This window comes from Saccharopolyspora sp. NPDC047091, assembly GCF_040643635.1.
GTDB lineage: Bacteria > Actinomycetota > Actinomycetes > Mycobacteriales > Pseudonocardiaceae > Saccharopolyspora_C.
This window is the reverse complement of record NZ_JBEYUS010000058.1, coordinates 26,332-41,520: the sequence shown is the minus strand read 5'-3', so window position 1 is coordinate 41,520 and position 15,189 is coordinate 26,332. Positions and strand designations below refer to the sequence as shown.

Genomic DNA, 15,189 nt, shown 5'->3' with positions numbered 1-15,189 from the left:
TTGTCAATAGGTGTCCTCTTCTTTTTCTACCCCGCCGCCCCCCGCACCACGGGTGCACCCCGTCCGACGGGGCGCGCCACCACCGCCGCTCGGCGGCACCCACCTCGCGGACCACGAATGGAGTGACAGATGAAGGACGCGATCGTCATCGGAGCCGGCCTCGCCGGCCTGTCGGCGGCCTGGCGGCTCCGGCACTGGGACGCGGTGGTCCTCGAAGCCGACGAGCGCGTCGGCGGCCGCATCCGCTCGGAACGCCGCGGCCGCTACTGGCTCAACTGGGGCGGGCACGTCTTCGCCGGCGCCGACTCCTCGACCGACGCCCTGCTCAACGAGGTCGGCGTCGCCGCGATGGCCGTCCCCGGCTCGCTGCAAGCGCTGGCCATGAACGGGAAGTTCCTCCGGAAGGGCCACATCGCGACCTACCCGTTCCGCATCCCGATGCCCACCGCCGCGCGGATCGGCACCCTGCGCGCCGGGCTCAAGGTCGTCGCCGAGGTGGCCCGGTACACCGGGGTGGTGCGCAAGCGCCCCGGCGAATCCGGGGCCGCGCGCCAGCAGCGGATCTACGACTTCGCCAACGACCGCTCGTTCCAGGACTTCGTCGGGCACCTGCCCGAGGACGCGGCGGCATTGTTCCGGACGACGGTCACCCGCTCCGCCGGGGACATGGACCAGATCTCGGCCGGGGCGGGCATCGGCTACTTCAGCCTGGTGCTCGGCTTCGGACAGGGCCTCAGCCGCGGCATCGTCGGCGGACCGTCCACCCTCACCGAAACGATCGCGGCCGCGCTCGGCGACCGCGTGCGGCTCGGCGCCGCCGTGCAGGAGGTCGTGCGCAAGCCCGGTTCGGTCGTGGTGCGCTACCGCCAGGACGGGGTGGACCGCGAGGTCGAGGCGCGCACCGTCGTGCTCGCCACCACCGCCGACGTCTCGCACCGCATCGGCGTGGATCTGCCCGACGAGCTGCGCGACGCGCTGGGCCGCATCGAGTACGGGCCGCACGTCAGCTCCGCGTTCCTCACCGACGAGACCTCGGCCCGCCCGTGGGACGACATCTACGCCATCGCCGCGCCGAAGCGGTCGTTCGCGATCGCGCTGAACCAGGCGAACCTGGTGCGCGGCACCGAATCCGCGCGCCAGCCCGGCGGGAGCTTCATGACCTTCTCCCCCGCCTCGCTCGGCCGGGCGCTGCTGGACAAGACCGACGACGAGGTGGTGCGCACTCACCTGGCCGACCTGGACCAGATCCTCGGGCACGGCTTCGCCGACTCCGTCGTGGAGGCCGAAGCGGCGCGGTGGGCGGTCGCCTCGCCGTACTCGTTCCCCGGCCGCGCGAAGCTGCAGTCCACCCTCACCCGCGGCGCCGATCGCGTCCACCTGGCCGGGGACTACCTCGGCACGCTCTACACCGAGAGCGCCATCACCTCCGGTTTCTCGGCCGCGCAGGAAGCCGCGAGCTTCCTCGCCACCGAACGCCAGACCCACCGGGCCGCTCCCGCGCCCGCCGCCGTCTGACCCCGCCACACCCTCGCAGCAGAGAAGTCGCAGCAGAGAAGGAGAACCACCCGTGACGAACAACCTCAACGGCGTGCTCACCGCGCTGGTCACCCCGTTCGACGGGGACGAATCGATCGACCTACCGGTGCTGAAGAAGGTCGTCGACCGCTCCATCGAGTCCGGTGTGGACGGTGTCGTGGCCGCGGGCTCCACCGCCGAGGTCGGCGCGCTGAGCCCGGACGAGCGGCTCCGCCTCGTCGACACCGTCGTCGAGCACACCGCGGGGCGCGTCCCGGTAGTCGCGCAGACCGGCGCCACCAGCACCGCCGAAGCCATCCGGCTCTCCCGGGCCGCCGAGCGCAGCGGCGCGGACGTGCTGATGCTCGTCACCCCGTTCTACGAGCCGATCAGCCTCGACGAGACCGTGGCCTACCTCAAGGACGTCGCCGCCTCGGTCGAACTGCCGATCATGCTCTACAACATCCCGGCCGCGACCGGCGTCAACCTCGACCCGGAGACCGTGCGCGGGCTCGCCGAGAGCACCGGCAACATCCGCTACATCAAGGACTCCAGCGCGAACTGGGAGCAGGCGCTGCAGCTGATCCACCACCACGGCGACGTGATCGGTACCTTCATCGGCTGGGACGTCTACATCTACAGCGCCCTCGTGGAAGGCGCCGCAGGCGTGATGGCCGGGGCGGCGAACGTGGTCCCGGAGGAGATCGTGGCGGTCCGCCGCAGCATCGCCGACGGCGACCTGTCCGGTGCGCTCGCGCAGTGGAAGGCGCTGTACCCGGTCATCGACTCGCTCATCTCGGCGCCGTTCATCCCCGCGGTGAAGGCGGGCACCGGGCTGCGCGGTCTCGACGTCGGCTCCCCGCGGCGCCCCACCGCTCCGCTGGACGCGGCGAGCACGGCCCGCGTCGAGGAAGCGCTGGCCGCGATCCGGGGGGAGGCGCAGTGATATGGGCCTGTCCTCCCTCGCGGACGAACTCGCGGCGGTAGCCGACGCGATCTGGACGCCGATGGCCTACCTCGCCATCGGGTTGGGCGTGCTGTTCACGATCGGCACGAAAGCGGTGCAGTTCCGGCGCATCCCGGACATGCTGCGCCAGTTGCGGGACACGCCGGGCGAATCCGGCGGGCTGTCCTCGTTCCAGGCGCTGGTGCTCGCGCTCGGCAGCCGCGTCGGCGTCGGCAGCATCGCCGGGGTCGCGACCGCGATCGGCGGTGGCGGGCCGGGCGCGCTGCTGTGGATGGCGATCACCGGGCTGGTCGGCTGCACCGTCGGCTACGCCGAGGCCGCCCTGGCGCAGGTGTTCAAGCGCCAGGTGCAGGACGAGGATCGGCAGCGGGCCGGTGAGGACATCGGGGGCATGCCGTACTACATCAAGCACGGCCTGCGCATCCCGTTCCTCGGCGGGCTCGTCGCCGTCCTCGGCCTCGTCGGGTACGGGTTCGTCTTCCCCGGGTTCCAGGTGAGCACCATCGCCTCCAGCGCGAAGCTCGCGTTCGGGTTGCCGTCGTGGATTCCGGCGCTGATCATCACCGGGCTGATCGCGGCGATCATCTTCGGCGGGACCACCCGCATCGTGAAGGTGACGCAGCTGCTCGTGCCGGTCCTGGCGGTCGGCTACCTGGTGCTGGCCCTCGCGGTCATCGGCACGAACGTCGAGAACGTGCCCGCGGCGGTGTCGCTCATCGTGCGGTCGGCGTTCGGTCTGGAGCCGATGCTGGCCGGGCTCACCGGCGCGGCGGTGGCGTGGGGCGTGCGGCGGGCGGTGTTCGCCTCGGCGAACGGGCTCGGCGAGGCGACCTTCGCGGCCGCAGCGGCGCGCACCTCGCACCCCGGCAAGCAGGGGCTGGTGCAGAGCTTCAGCATCTACATCGACGTGCTGCTGATCTGCATGGCGACCGGGCTGATGATGGTGGTGTCCGGGAAGTACAACGTCTCGGACCACTCCGGCGGGTTCTTCATCGAGAACGTGCCCGGCCTGGACGCGGGCCCGAACTGGGTGCAGGCCGCCATCGACACGCTGGTGCCCGGTTGGGGCGCGGGATTCGTCGCCGTCGCGGTGCTGCTGTTCGGGTTCACCTGCCTGCTGCTGTACTTCTACGTCGCGAACTCCAACCTGCTGTTCCTGCTGGACGGCCGGAAGGGTCCGGTGTGGACGATGGTGCTGCGGCTGGGCACGGTCGCGGTGGTCTTCACCGGTTCGGTGCTCGACGCCGACCTGGTGTGGGCGGCGGGCGACATCGGGCTCGGGCTGATCGCCTGGGTGAACCTGCTGTGCCTGGTGCTGCTGTACCCGGTGGTGCACAAGATCTGCCGCGACTACGACCGGCAGCGCAAGCTCGGCCTCGACCCGGTCTTCGACCCGGTGGCGCTGGGCATCGAGGGAGCGGACTTCTGGCATCCGGACCCGTCCCCCGCACCGGCGGGCCGCGTCGCGGAACGGCCTACCGCCGACTGACCGGTCGGGGCTGGGCGAGGGCCGGGGTGCCGGGGTGCGGAACCACCCCGGCACCCCGGCCCTGCTCATGTCCGCCCCACGGCACGGTCGCCACTCGTACGCCGCGAACGGGATGCGCCGCGGCCCGGGCCGGTTCCGGCGAAGCGCGGATTCCGGGCTCAGTCCAGGATCGCGGTGGCGGTCAGGTGGTCGATGTCGTGGCGGTAGATCTCGGTGTCGCCGCGGTCCAGCACGGCCTGCTGCGCCGGATCCTCCGCTCGGGCCGAGCCGACGATGAACTCGACGAGGTCCTGCAACCTGGTGATGGCGATGCGCAGCACGTCGGCCGGGGTGATCTCGGGCAGGCCGTAGGCGTCGCAGAACAGCGCGAGCCGCCGCCGCTGCTCGGCGACGCCCGGGTGGCCGACGTCCGGGTTCCGCGGTCCGGTGAGCGGGACGAACCGGTACGCCGTGTAGCCGAGGTCCCACACCCGCGGTCCGGGCGACGCCGTGTCGAAATCGATCACGCCGGTGATCCGGCCGTCCTCGAACAGCAGGTTGTACGGGCAGAAGTCGTTGTGGCACAGCACTTCCCGCGGCTCGTGCGGAGGCCACTGCCACACCGCGCCGGCCGGGGGCTCGAAGTCCACCGTGGCGTCGTGGTACTCGCGCAGCAGGCCCGCCACCTCGCGCAGGGTGTGGTCGGAGAGCACCGAGGCGGCCAGCGGGTAGGTCGCGACCGCACCGGACAGGAAACCGAGCACCTCCCGGCCCCGCTCATCGCGTCCCAGCGGTTCCGGCGCGCGGGTGAACCCGCGCCGCCGCAGGTGGGCGAGCAGCGCGTGCACGGCGGGGGTCCACGGACCGGCGGTGCGCCGCACCGTGTTCCCGACCCGCGTCACCGCCGTCATGTTCCCCCCGGCGAGGACCTCTTCTTCCGCCATCCGCTCCCCTTCCCGACGGCCCCGAGTACAGCAGTTCGCCGATCGGGTGATCGTGCTCGGGGGTCTCCCGGCACCACGTCCGCAGCGGCACGTCTTCCGGAAACACCGCCCCGAAGGGCGCGTCGTCCGGCACCGCCCCGAAGGGCGCGTCGTCGAGGACCGTCGTCCGAGGTGCGGCGCCGCTCCGGGCGCGACGCGTTCCGAACGGGTGGGCGCCGCGCCCGGATCCGAGTGCGCGCGGCGGGCACATGGCGTCGCCGCTCCTCGACCGGGCGGTGCGGCACCACCGCGACGCCCCGGCTCGTTCGCCGCTTCGCGGATCAGCCCGCGAGGCGCCGGATTTCGTCGACGACGACGTCGGGTTCCGCGAGCGGAACGCAGTGGCCGGAGCGCTGCGCGACCACGTGCCTGCCCTGCGGGGACTGCGCCGTCCGGTGCGCGTGGCTCGCGTTCGCGTCGGCCCGCGCCGCCGCGTTCATGCCGCCCCCGGCGCGGCCGCCGGAGATCACCGTGCCCGGGAGGTCGCCGAGCTCCGGTGGCGCCTCCCGGAAGGCGAGGAGCTCGTCGAGGAACGTCCGCGACCGCTCGGCCTGGGTGCGCACCAGCCGCGGGGTGCACCCGTCCCGCAGCACGGCGCGGCGGGCGTCCGGTGGCAGCGGCCGGCACAGCGGCCCGAGCAGGCGCGCGCGGGCCAGCAGCAGGTGGGTCCGGACCACCCACTTCTCGGCGCGCCGGAATCCGGGGGTGAACAGCGCTTCGGACGCCTCGTCGGCCGGGTCGACCAGGACGAGCCCGGCCATGCGGTCCGGCCGGTCGGCCGCGGCCCGGAGGACGAGCGGCCCGCCGGCGCTGTGCCCGACCAGCACGAACGGCCCCGGCCCGAGGTCGTCGAGCACCGAGCTGCGGCCGTCGGCCATCCGCCGCAGCGTCCGGGACACCGGGTCGGGCGCGCTGGCTCCCAGGCCGCTGCGGTCGTAGACCACGGCCCGCGCGAACTCGGCGACCGCCGGTTGCCCCAGCGCCCACGAGCTCCCGGTCGCCGCCGCGCCCGCTTCGGGCACCACCGTCGGCGCGCCGGGCGGCCCGGGCAGTTCCCCGCCGTGCAAGGTGCGCCCGTCCGGCATCGCGAACGGCCGCACCGCGCCCTGCACGTGCTCTCCACGATCTCCCATGGCGAGGCGAGGCTCACCACACCTCGGCGAACTCGGGAACGCACCGCCCTGATCGCCACCTCGCGTTCCGACGGCGGTGGAAAGGGACCGCACGTGCCGGATCGTCCGGGCGCGCGGCGGTAGCCTGGGCCGGTGGAGACCGAACAGCGCCGCCCGGCGGGCAGGCCGCGGGGGTTCGACGCCGACGAGGCCCTCGAACGCGCCCTGCTGGTGTTCTGGGAACAGGGCTACGAAGGCGCCAGCCTGGCCAACCTGACCGGTGCGATGGGCATCTCCACCACCAGCATGTACGCCGCGTTCGGCAACAAGGAGGAGCTGTTCCGCAAGGCGCTGCAGCGCTACCTCGAAGGCCCGAGCGCCTACGCGAGCCGAGCGCTGGAGGAACCGACCGCGTTCGAGGTCGCCACCGCGCTGCTCGCCGGGGCCGTCCGGACCACCACGCTCCCCGAGCACCCGCACGGGTGCCTCACCGTGCAGGCCGCCCTGGCCACCGGTGATTCCGGGCGCGGGGCGCGGGACCTCCTGCAGAACTGGCGGCGGGACAGCCACACCGGTCTCCGGGAGCGCTTCGAGCGGGCCGTCGACGAGGGCGATCTGCCCGCCGGGACGGATGCGGGCCTGCTCGCCCGGCTGGTGAGCACCGTGTCGTCCGGCATCGCCGTGCAGGCGGCGAGCGGGGTCGGGCGCGAGGAGCTCCAGGAGCTGGCGGACGCGGCGCTGCGCAACTGGCCGTTGTGCTGAGCGGTTCCCGAGCAGAGCCGGGATCGTCCGCACCGGTGGCTCCGGCGGGCGACACCGCCGTCCGCACCAGGAGAACGCCGAGAACCCGCGGGTGATCGGGCGGTCCACGCGCTGACGGGAAGACGACACGAGCTCGCGTGCCGGTCCACGACCGGGCCGTGACGTCGTTTCGCCGACGGCGCGGGAAATTCCCCATCGGGGCGACGTGTTCAGCACATCGCCGATTCTGCATCGACCGTTTCAGAACGTGCTAGCGTCCCGTTCTGCATCGATCGCTACAGAACTGGAAGCGGGTTCGACCATGGGACTGCTCGAAGGCAAGACCGCCGTCGTCACCGGCGGCAGCACCGGCATCGGCCTGGCCGCCGCCCGGCGCCTCGCCGCGGAGGGCGCGCACGTGTTCATCACCGGACGCCGCGAGGAAGAGCTGGCGAAGGCCGTCGCCACCGTCGGCGACGCGACCGGCGTGCGCGGCGACGTCAGCGTCGCCGCCGACGTGGACCACCTCTACGAGCAGGTGCGCGCCCGCGGCGCCGGCCTGGACGTGCTGTTCGCCAACGCGGGGATCAACCACCTCGCGCGGCTGGTGGAGCTCACCGAGCAGGACCACGACCGGGTCTTCGACATCAACGTCAAGGGCACCTTCCTCACCGTGCAGAAGGCCGTCCCGCTGCTCAACGACGGAGCCTCGGTGATCCTCACCGGCTCGACCGCGGGCAGGCGCGCCGTGCCGGGCATGGGCGCGTACGGGGCGTCGAAGGCCGCGGTGCGCGCCTATGCGCGGACCTGGGCCAACGAGCTGAGCGGCCGGGGCATCCGGGTCAACGCCGTCTCCCCGGGGCCGATCGACACCGCGATGTTCGAGCAGGTCTTCGACACCGACGAGAAACGCTCCTCGGTCGCCGCCCACGTGCCCGCCGGGCGGGCCGGTCTCCCCGAGGAACCCGCCGCGGCGGTGGCGTTCCTCGCCTCGCCGCAGAGCAGCTTCATCCACGGCGCCGACATCCTCGTCGACGGCGGTGAACTCGTCGCCTGAGCCGCACGGCCCCGGGAACCGCCGGGCCGCCGCCGCGCACCCGGCGGCGGCCCGGGCTATCCGGCGCCGGAGGCACCCCGCGCACCGGAGCGCGCCGTGTCCCGGATCGGCGCCACCCCGAACATCCGCTTGTAGTCGCGGCTGAACTGGGAGGCGCTCGCGTACCCGACGGCGGACGCGATGCGCGCCAGCGCGTCCGCGTCGGCCACGACGAGGCGCCGGGCCTCGTGCAGCCGCGCCTGCTTGTGGAACCGGACCGGGGTCGTCCCGGTCGCAGTCTTGAAGTGCCGATGGAAGGTCGTCGCGCTCATCCCCGCCCGCTCCGCGAGCCGTGCCACGTCCACCGGCGCGTCGACGTGCTCGCGCAGCCAGGTGGTGCAGTGCCCGATGCGGCCGAGCACGCTGTCCGCCCTGGCCAGCTGCAGCAGCGCTGCCCCGCCCGGCCCGCTCAGCACCCGGTGCAGCAGTTCCCGGCGCACGCCGGCCGCGAGGACTTTCGCGTCCACCGGGTCGTCGGCGAGCCGCAGCAACCGCAGCAGCGGTTCGAGCACCGCGGGCCCGGCCGGGTGCACCGACACCGCGCCGTCGTCCTCGAACGACAGCGCGGGCAGCTCCGCGGCGAGCCCGGTGAGCTGTTCGCGGTCGATCGGCAGCTCCACCGCGAGGTACGGTTCCGCCGCGCTCGCGCCGGTCACCTGGGCCAGCGCGGGCAGGTCGATGCCGCAGGTCACCAGCTCGCCGCCGCGGTAGCCGACCACCCGATCACCGATCCGCAGCTGCTTGGCGCCCTGGACCACCACGTAGAGCGCCTTCCGGTACAGCAGCGGCATCGGCGGGGTCGGCGCGGTCTCGACGTACCGGCGCACCCCCACCGCCGCGAACCGGCCGGGGTCGTCGACGTGGTGCGCGAGCAGGTCCCGGATCTCGGTCAGCACGGTCCCGAGCGTACCCACCACCGCCGGGCCCGGGCGGTGCCCGCGGCAGGATCGGGCAAGAAGCCGGTGCTCGTGGTCCTGGAGGTGCCGCACCGCCGCGCCTAGCGTCGTCCTGGTCCCGAGAGGACCGGCCGGGAGCGGAGTTCTCCCCGCGGTTCTCCCACTTCTTCCCCTTCCGGAGCCGATGATGACCGCAGAGCAGTCCACTTCGGACGATCTCGACGCCGTGCTCGACCGGTTGGCGCACGGGCTCGCGCACCCGATCCGCTCGCCCCTGCTGCACGATCCGGGTGAGGAGGGGCTCGACTACGAGGAGCTGTCCTTCCCGTCGCAGGACGGGATACCGCTCGAAGCGTGGTACGTGCCGTGCGAGGGCTCGGACCGGCTGATCGTCTGCATGCACCCGCGTTCGTTCAGCCGCGCCGGTGTCCCCGCGCACCTCGAACCGTGGCGGTCGGCGTTCGGCACCGGGCTCGGCAACGACTTCGACGTGAACTTCGTGCCCAACTACCGGATCCTGCACGACAACGGGTACCACGTGCTGGCGTTCGACTTCCGCAACTTCGGGCTCAGCGCCGCGGCGAACGGCGGGTTCCCGTCGAACTTCCGGTTCGAGGCCAGGGACGTCCTCGGGGCGCTGGCCCACGTCCGATCGCACCCCGAGCTCGCCGGGATGAAGCTCGGCCTGTTCGCCGCGTGCCTGGGCGCGGACAGCACCTTCCGGGCGATCTCCGCGGAGCCGCGGGCGTTCGACGGGGTGCGCTGCCTGGTGGCGCCGCTGCTGCTGTCACCGCGCGCCATCCTGGAGCGGCAGCTGGAGCGCGCCGGGCTCGCCGAGCACGCCGACGAGGTCGACCGGCGCCAGCAGCTGCACACCAGCATCCGGCTCGCCGAGGGTTCGCCCGCGCGGTTCGCGCCGGACGTGCTGCTGCCGACGCTGACCTACGGGGTGCACGACGACGCGCTGGTGGACCGGTCCGACCTGCAGCGGATCTTCGACCGGATCGGGGCAGCGGACAAATCGCTGTTCTGGATCCACGGCACCACCCGGCGCTGGGACGGCTACGCGCACTTCCAGCGGCACCCGGAACGCGTCCTCGAATGGCTCGACGCCCGCATGGAATAGCCGGGCGCCCGAAGCCGATCCGTCAGCCGCCGAACGGGGTGTCCAGGTCGTCCGCGTTCTCCCGGCTCGTCCGCGGGCGGGGCGGCTCCGGGTCGGCGGAGGCCCGCTCGGGGGCGAGGAAGACGACGGGAGCCACCGGAGCCGGGCGGGGCTCGGTCCGGTGCGGTTGCTGCGCCGCCGCGCGGGGGTCGGTGTGGAAGGCGACCTCGGCGGGCCGTGCCGGAGTGCTCATGTGCAGGCCTTTCGTACTAGGTGTGTGCGCCCGCGGCGGTGTGCGGCGGGCGGTGGACTTGCGGGTGCGGTCAGCCGGTGACGAGCACGCGGCCGCCGCCGACGGCGGCGAGCTGGCGCAGCGCGCTGGCGACCGCTTCGGATTCGGTGCCGATGATCCGCGCGGTGTGCTGGCCCTCGGCGTCGGTGATCTGCCAGGCGTCCTCGGACAACGTCGGTGCGACGTAGCGGATTCGGCGCATCAGGCCACCACCTCCGCGGGGCGGCGTCCGGACTTCCGCTGCCGCGGCACCGCACCGCCGGGTGGGAGGAGCTCGATCCCGGCGGCGTGCAGCGCGGTCCGCACACGCGGCGCCGCACCGGTGACGCGAAGCCGGAGTCCTCTGTGGACCGCGTAGGCGTCGGCGGCGGCGAGCAGGTCCGCGCCCGCCGAATCGATGTCGCCTGCCGCCGCGAGGTCCACGACGGTCTCCGGTGGCGCGGTCAGCAGGTGGGACCAGAGCCGCTCGGCCAGCGCCGTCACCTCGGCTCCGGCGAGGTCGCCGCGCACGGTGAACGGGGTGGGTTTGTTCGTGATCAAGTGGGGGGTGATCGCCCGCATGGGATCTCCAGTAGTGGGACGGGTGCGGCACGGCGCGGACGCTGGGCGTCGCTGCTGCGGGCCGCGGGGAAGGACGTGGGTCGGGAACGCACCGCGCTGGGCGGGATTCGACTCGACCGGTGGTGGGAGAACCGGTGCGCGACGAGCGGCGGGAGGATGATCGCGCCCTGCGAGGGGCGGCGTCCTCACCGCGGTGCGGTCGTCGCGACTCCCGGCCCGTCCGGCACGCCTCGGCCGCGGGGCGGCGGGCAGGTGCCGGACGGGGAGGTACCGCGGTCCCGGCTCGGCGCGGAGCGCACGAGCCGGGGACGGGTCAACGCGAGATCAGAGCGCGCGGACGAGCTCGGCCTGCGGGCCCTTGGGGCCCTGGGTGACGTCGTACGAGACGGCCTGGTTCTCCTCGAGGCTGCGGAAGCCCGCGCCGTCGATGGCCGAGTAGTGCACGAACACGTCCGGGCCGCCCGCGTCGGGGGCGATGAAGCCGAAGCCCTTTTCAGCGTTGAACCACTTCACGGTGCCCTGAGCCATGTGCATCTCCATTCAGAAGGGGAAGTTCCACGGGTCGCACAGGGATGGCGACCCGGGGCCGGGTGATCTCAGACGGCGGCTTCACTCCAGCTGAACCAAAGACAGCAGCTCGCCCGCATCAACAATCCTGCGAGCGTGCGCGAACACGAACCCAGAAACAACGACCACCTTGAACGTTACACGTCGCGGACGACCTTGGCCACCGCGACACCCCGCTAGCGGCCGAGCGGCAGCCGCGCGCGTCCCCCGCGTCCCGCGATACCCGGCCGCGACGCGGGCCGACGCAGTCCGATGTGGACGGACATGTCGCACCGGCCGGGCGGCTCCCGGGCACCGCGCGCACTCCCAGCGTTCTCACAGGAAGTTTCCCGGGAGTTCACGGACTGTTCGGATACGTTCCCGATCATGATCTTCCCGAGACGGGGGCGAGCGCGCACCTCGGCGCGCCGACCCCGCGCCGAACCCGGCGGAACGCGGCCGGACCCGGTGTCCGACACCCGCGAGGTCGGCAGCCGGTTCCGCGCACCGAGCAAGCTGCACGCGTTCAACCGCTACGAGCTCAAGTACCTGGTGCCCGCCACCCAGGTCGCCGAGGTCCGCGCCGAGCTCGCCGCCCGCATGGACGTGGACCACCACTCCGGACCGGGCGGGTACGACGTGTGGAGCCTGTACTACGACACCCAGCGGTTGCGCTTCTACCACGAGAAGATCGAGGGCCTGAAGTTCCGCCGCAAGCTGCGCATCCGCCGCTACGGGGCCCCGTCCGCGGACGCCCCCGTCTCGGTGGAGATCAAGCAGCGGGTGAACCGGGTGACGCAGAAGCGCCGCGTCATGCTGCCCTACGAGGCGGCGCGCCGGCTCTGCGACCAGCGGGAACGGGTCGAGCACCCGGGCGCCGACCAGGTCTTCGTGGACGAGGTCCTCGACCTGATCACCCGGTTGGACCTGCGTCCGGTCGCGATGACCGGGTACCGGCGCGAAGCCTACGCCGGTGTCGACGCCGACCTGGGCCTGCGCGTGACGATGGACCACCGGATCCGCGGGCGCGACCGCGACTTCGACCTCAACGCCGAGACCGAGAACCGCTACATCCTCAGCCCGCACTTCGCGGTGCTGGAGGTGAAGGCCAACGAACGCGCACCGTACTGGATCACCGACCTGGCCGCCCGCCACGGCCTGCAGATCCAGCGGATCTCCAAGTACTGCCAATCGATCGAGGCGCACGGACTGGCGCCGCGCTCGATCTTCCACCTGCCCGAAGCGGACGTCGACGCCGAACGCCCGCAGACAGAACGCGAGCTCCTCCCATGAACCTCGACTTCGGATTCACCGACCTGTCCGGCACGTTCAGCGTGCTCGACGTGGCCATCGCGCTGCTGCTGTCGTTCGCGTGCAGCCTCGTGGTCGCCTGGACCTACCGGTCCACCCACCGCAACATCTCCTACAGCCAGAGCTACGTGCACACCCTGATCGTCCTCGGCATGATCATCTCGTTGATCATGCTGGTGGTGGGGTCCAACATCGCCCGGGCGTTCGCGCTGGTCGGCGCGCTGTCGGTGGTGCGGTTCCGGAACGCCATCAAGGAGACCCGCGACGTCGGGTTCATCTTCCTGGTGATGGGCATCGGGATGGCCTGCGGCACCCGCTTCTACACGCTCGCCATCATCGCCACGGTGCTGGTCTGCGCGGTGGTCCTGCTGATGCACCGGCTCAACTGGTTCGCGCTGGACGTGCAGCGCCAGGTGGTCAAGGTGCAGGTCCCGGCCGACGGGGACGACCACGGCCCGGCGATCGACGACGTGCTCATCCGGTTCACCGACGAGTACGAGCTGATCAGCACCGAGACCATCCGCGGCGGGGCGCTGCTGGAGCTGGCCTACACCGCGCGGCTGAAGAAGAACGTCAAGCCCGGCGCGGTCATCGAGGCACTGCGCGAGGTCACCGCCGGGCAGAAGGCGACCGTCCTGACCGGGTACGACCAGACGGACATGTGAGATGAGCAGCCACCAGGAACCCGCCCGGCGCCGCTGGAAGCACCGCATCCCGGTGCGGCTGCGCCACCACTGGAAGGTCCCCGCCGGACTGGCGGTCGTGGCCGCGCTGCTGATCGCCTTCGGCGACGCGCGGGTGCGCCCGCTGTTCATCGCCGAACCCGTCGTGCAGGAGACCGTCACCGAGGACATCGCCGGTACCGGCGACCTGTTCGACGGCGGGGAGCACGCCATCGAGGTGCGCTTCGACCAGGCCGAGTACGCGGACATGATGCGCACCTTCCGCGAGGAGGGCGAGAAGCAGTTCATCCGCGCCGACCTCACCGTCGACGGCACGCTCGTCGAGGACGTGGGGCTGCGGCTCAAGGGGAACTCCACCCTGATGAGCCTGCGCGGGCAGGACCGGCAGGGGCCGGGCGGGATGCCCGGTGGCGGAGATCCCGCAGGTGCACCGGGCGCCGGGGCCGATTCGCCCGGTGGCGGCGCTGCGAACCCGGGCGATGTCGCGGGCGATCCCGGCGGTGCCGGGGAGAATCCCGACGGTGTCGATACGAATCCCGGTGGTGCCGAATCGAATCCTGGCGATGCCGAGACGAATCCCGGCGGTGGCGGCGAGAATTCCGGTGATGCCGAGGCGAATCCTGCTGGTGCTGCCGAGAATCCGAGCGGTGCCGCCGCGATTCCCGGTGGTGAGCAGGAGAACGCACCCGACGAGTCCACTACGGACGGTGCTCGGCCCGATGCCGAGCAGCAGGGGCGCCGTGGCGGCCCGTCCATGGTCTCGCTGTCCGAGGACGAGCCCGAGAAGATCCCGTGGCTCATCAGCTTCGAGGAGTTCGCCGAAGGACGCGCCTACCAGGGCCACAGCGAGATCACGCTGCGTCCGGAGGCGGGTGGCACCGCGACCGCCGTCAACGAGGCCCTCGCCCTGGAGCTGACCGCGGCCGCCGGGGAGACGACGCAGCCGTACACGCTCACCTCGGTCAGCGTCAACGGCGGCGCGGCCGTGCCGCGGCTGCTGCTCGACCCGCCCGACGCGGCGTGGGCCGAGCAGCACGGCGACGGCGTGCTCTACAAGGCGCGGGCGGGCGGCTCGTTCGAGTACCTGGGCGACGATCCCACCGACTACGAGGAGGCGTTCAAGCAGATCAACAGCGAGGGCAACTACGACCTGCAGCCGGTGCTGGACCTGCTCTCGTTCGTCGACGAGGCGGACGATGAGGAGTTCGCGGCGGAACTCGACGAGCACGTGGACACCGCGTCCTTCGCCCGCTACCTCGCGCTCCAGAACCTGCTCGCCAACGGTGACGCCATGGACGGGCCCGGGAACAACTACTACCTGTGGTACGACACCGAGCAGGAGCGGTTCACCGTGTTGTCCTGGGACCTCAACCTGTCGTTCAGCGGCATGGGGATGGGGCCCGGCGGAGGCGGGCCGGGCGCGTGGCCCGGCGGTCCCGACGGCGGCGGTCCCGATCAGCAGGGCGGTCCCGATCAGCAGGACGGTCCCGGCGAGCAGGGCGGCATGCCCGGCGGGCCGGACGGCGAACGACCCGGCGGCAGTGGTGGCGGCAAGGCTCGCGGCAGCGGCGCGCTCAAGGAGCGCTTCCTCGCCGACGAGCGGTTCCGCGCCGACTACGAGGCGGCGTACGCGGACCTGCACCGGGAGCTGATCGCCGACGGCACCGCCGCCGAGCTGCTGGAGCGCATCACCGCGAGGGCGGAAGGCGTCGGAGACGCGGCGGCCCGCACCGCGCACGACACCATCGCCCAGCAGATCGCCGCCACCGGCCCGACGCCGAGCGAGGACGTCGGCATCGGCGGCCCGGGGAGGTAACCGGCGCCCGGACCGGAGCGGCGCACGTCGCCCGGTCCGGGCCCTCACCTGCGGCGTGCACGGATCGGAACCATCGGTGCACGCCGCGTGGCGCACC

General features: G+C 72.5%; 16 protein-coding genes. 9 read left to right on the top strand and 7 right to left on the bottom strand.

What is annotated here, in order from left to right; genetic code table 11:
• Positions 1-129 precede the first annotated feature (129 nt).
• Genes ABZ805_RS22130 through ABZ805_RS22120 form a run of 3 tightly spaced genes read left to right on the top strand, consistent with a single transcriptional unit; the run spans position 130 to position 3,971 of the window.
• Positions 130-1,515, top strand: coding sequence for an NAD(P)/FAD-dependent oxidoreductase (locus ABZ805_RS22130; protein ID WP_358443390.1), 1,386 nt, complete (start codon positions 130-132; stop codon positions 1,513-1,515).
• A gap of 52 nt (positions 1,516-1,567) precedes the next feature.
• Positions 1,568-2,461 carry a dihydrodipicolinate synthase family protein gene (locus tag ABZ805_RS22125; RefSeq protein ID WP_358443387.1) on the top strand — a complete coding sequence of 298 codons (894 nt, stop codon included), beginning with the start codon at positions 1,568-1,570 and terminating at the stop codon, positions 2,459-2,461.
• Position 2,462: 1 nt separating this feature from the next.
• The gene (locus ABZ805_RS22120) at positions 2,463-3,971 is read left to right on the top strand and encodes an alanine/glycine:cation symporter family protein (protein WP_358443384.1); all 1,509 of its coding nucleotides are present in this window, start codon (positions 2,463-2,465) and stop codon (positions 3,969-3,971) included.
• A gap of 158 nt (positions 3,972-4,129) precedes the next feature.
• Here the strand turns inward: ABZ805_RS22120 and ABZ805_RS22115 are convergent, their stop codons facing one another.
• On the bottom strand, positions 4,130-4,894 hold the full coding sequence (locus ABZ805_RS22115; RefSeq protein ID WP_358443381.1) for an aminoglycoside phosphotransferase family protein: 765 nt from the start codon (positions 4,892-4,894) through the stop codon (positions 4,130-4,132).
• Positions 4,895-5,214: 320 nt separating this feature from the next.
• Entirely contained in the window at positions 5,215-6,066 is an 852-nt protein-coding gene (locus tag ABZ805_RS22110; RefSeq protein ID WP_358443378.1) for an alpha/beta hydrolase, read from the bottom strand.
• Positions 6,067-6,198: 132 nt separating this feature from the next.
• Here ABZ805_RS22110 and ABZ805_RS22105 point away from each other — a divergent pair, with 132 nt between their 5' ends.
• Both ABZ805_RS22105 and ABZ805_RS22100 read left to right on the top strand, forming a co-directional pair.
• A complete protein-coding gene (locus ABZ805_RS22105) occupies positions 6,199-6,807 on the top strand; it encodes a TetR/AcrR family transcriptional regulator (RefSeq protein ID WP_358443375.1) in 609 nt (202 codons plus the stop codon).
• Between the two features lie 301 nt (positions 6,808-7,108).
• On the top strand, positions 7,109-7,843 hold the full coding sequence (locus ABZ805_RS22100) for a glucose 1-dehydrogenase (protein ID WP_358443372.1): 735 nt from the start codon (positions 7,109-7,111) through the stop codon (positions 7,841-7,843).
• Positions 7,844-7,899: 56 nt separating this feature from the next.
• Here ABZ805_RS22100 and ABZ805_RS22095 read toward each other — a convergent pair whose 3' ends face one another.
• Positions 7,900-8,778, bottom strand: a complete 879-nt coding sequence (locus tag ABZ805_RS22095; RefSeq protein ID WP_358443369.1) for an AraC family transcriptional regulator — start codon at positions 8,776-8,778, stop codon at positions 7,900-7,902.
• A 187-nt stretch (positions 8,779-8,965) separates the two neighbouring features.
• Between ABZ805_RS22095 and ABZ805_RS22090 the strand changes: the two genes are divergently transcribed.
• Complete coding sequence (locus tag ABZ805_RS22090) at positions 8,966-9,904, top strand: hypothetical protein (RefSeq protein ID WP_358443366.1); 939 nt, start codon at positions 8,966-8,968, stop codon at positions 9,902-9,904.
• 22 nt (positions 9,905-9,926) lie between these two features.
• On the opposite strand, the gene ABZ805_RS22085 is transcribed toward ABZ805_RS22090, so the two are convergent.
• From ABZ805_RS22085 to ABZ805_RS22070, 4 genes are all read right to left on the bottom strand, one after another.
• Positions 9,927-10,136, bottom strand: coding sequence for a hypothetical protein (locus ABZ805_RS22085; RefSeq protein WP_358443363.1), 210 nt, complete (start codon positions 10,134-10,136; stop codon positions 9,927-9,929).
• A gap of 70 nt (positions 10,137-10,206) precedes the next feature.
• Positions 10,207-10,377 (bottom strand): hypothetical protein, encoded by a 171-nt coding sequence (locus ABZ805_RS22080; RefSeq protein WP_358443361.1) that lies wholly within the window; start codon positions 10,375-10,377, stop codon positions 10,207-10,209.
• Positions 10,377-10,736, bottom strand: coding sequence for an STAS domain-containing protein (locus ABZ805_RS22075; RefSeq protein ID WP_358443358.1), 360 nt, complete (start codon positions 10,734-10,736; stop codon positions 10,377-10,379). The genes ABZ805_RS22080 and ABZ805_RS22075 overlap by 1 nt, the downstream gene beginning before the upstream one ends.
• A 324-nt stretch (positions 10,737-11,060) precedes the next feature.
• Positions 11,061-11,264 (bottom strand): cold-shock protein, encoded by a 204-nt coding sequence (locus ABZ805_RS22070; RefSeq protein WP_358443355.1) that lies wholly within the window; start codon positions 11,262-11,264, stop codon positions 11,061-11,063.
• Between the two features lie 405 nt (positions 11,265-11,669).
• On the opposite strand from ABZ805_RS22070, the gene ABZ805_RS22065 reads away from it, so the two are divergent.
• Genes ABZ805_RS22065 through ABZ805_RS22055 form a run of 3 tightly spaced genes read left to right on the top strand, consistent with a single transcriptional unit; the run spans position 11,670 to position 15,092 of the window.
• Entirely contained in the window at positions 11,670-12,575 is a 906-nt protein-coding gene (locus ABZ805_RS22065) for a polyphosphate polymerase domain-containing protein (protein ID WP_358443353.1), read from the top strand.
• Entirely contained in the window at positions 12,572-13,258 is a 687-nt protein-coding gene (locus tag ABZ805_RS22060; protein ID WP_358443350.1) for a DUF4956 domain-containing protein, read from the top strand. The genes ABZ805_RS22065 and ABZ805_RS22060 overlap by 4 nt, the downstream gene beginning before the upstream one ends.
• A 1-nt stretch (position 13,259) precedes the next feature.
• On the top strand, positions 13,260-15,092 hold the full coding sequence (locus ABZ805_RS22055) for a CotH kinase family protein (protein ID WP_358443347.1): 1,833 nt from the start codon (positions 13,260-13,262) through the stop codon (positions 15,090-15,092).
• Positions 15,093-15,189: the final 97 nt, after the last annotated feature.

Excerpts from the sequence above, each read along its gene's own strand:
- ABZ805_RS22130 (WP_358443390.1), top strand. The coding sequence starts at position 130 with ATGAAGGACGCGATCGTCATCGGAGCCGGCCTCGCCGGCCTGTCGGCG.
- ABZ805_RS22120 (WP_358443384.1), top strand. The coding sequence starts at position 2,463 with ATGGGCCTGTCCTCCCTCGCGGACGAACTCGCGGCGGTAGCCGACGCG.
- ABZ805_RS22115 (WP_358443381.1), bottom strand. The coding sequence starts at position 4,894 with ATGGCGGAAGAAGAGGTCCTCGCCGGGGGGAACATGACGGCGGTGACG.
- ABZ805_RS22110 (WP_358443378.1), bottom strand. The coding sequence starts at position 6,066 with ATGGGAGATCGTGGAGAGCACGTGCAGGGCGCGGTGCGGCCGTTCGCG.
- ABZ805_RS22100 (WP_358443372.1), top strand. The coding sequence starts at position 7,109 with ATGGGACTGCTCGAAGGCAAGACCGCCGTCGTCACCGGCGGCAGCACC.
- ABZ805_RS22090 (WP_358443366.1), top strand. The coding sequence starts at position 8,966 with ATGACCGCAGAGCAGTCCACTTCGGACGATCTCGACGCCGTGCTCGAC.
- ABZ805_RS22085 (WP_358443363.1), bottom strand. The coding sequence starts at position 10,136 with ATGAGCACTCCGGCACGGCCCGCCGAGGTCGCCTTCCACACCGACCCC.
- ABZ805_RS22080 (WP_358443361.1), bottom strand. The coding sequence starts at position 10,377 with ATGCGCCGAATCCGCTACGTCGCACCGACGTTGTCCGAGGACGCCTGG.
- ABZ805_RS22075 (WP_358443358.1), bottom strand. The coding sequence starts at position 10,736 with ATGCGGGCGATCACCCCCCACTTGATCACGAACAAACCCACCCCGTTC.
- ABZ805_RS22070 (WP_358443355.1), bottom strand. The coding sequence starts at position 11,264 with ATGGCTCAGGGCACCGTGAAGTGGTTCAACGCTGAAAAGGGCTTCGGC.
- ABZ805_RS22065 (WP_358443353.1), top strand. The coding sequence starts at position 11,670 with ATGATCTTCCCGAGACGGGGGCGAGCGCGCACCTCGGCGCGCCGACCC.
- ABZ805_RS22060 (WP_358443350.1), top strand. The coding sequence starts at position 12,572 with ATGAACCTCGACTTCGGATTCACCGACCTGTCCGGCACGTTCAGCGTG.
- ABZ805_RS22055 (WP_358443347.1), top strand. The coding sequence starts at position 13,260 with ATGAGCAGCCACCAGGAACCCGCCCGGCGCCGCTGGAAGCACCGCATC.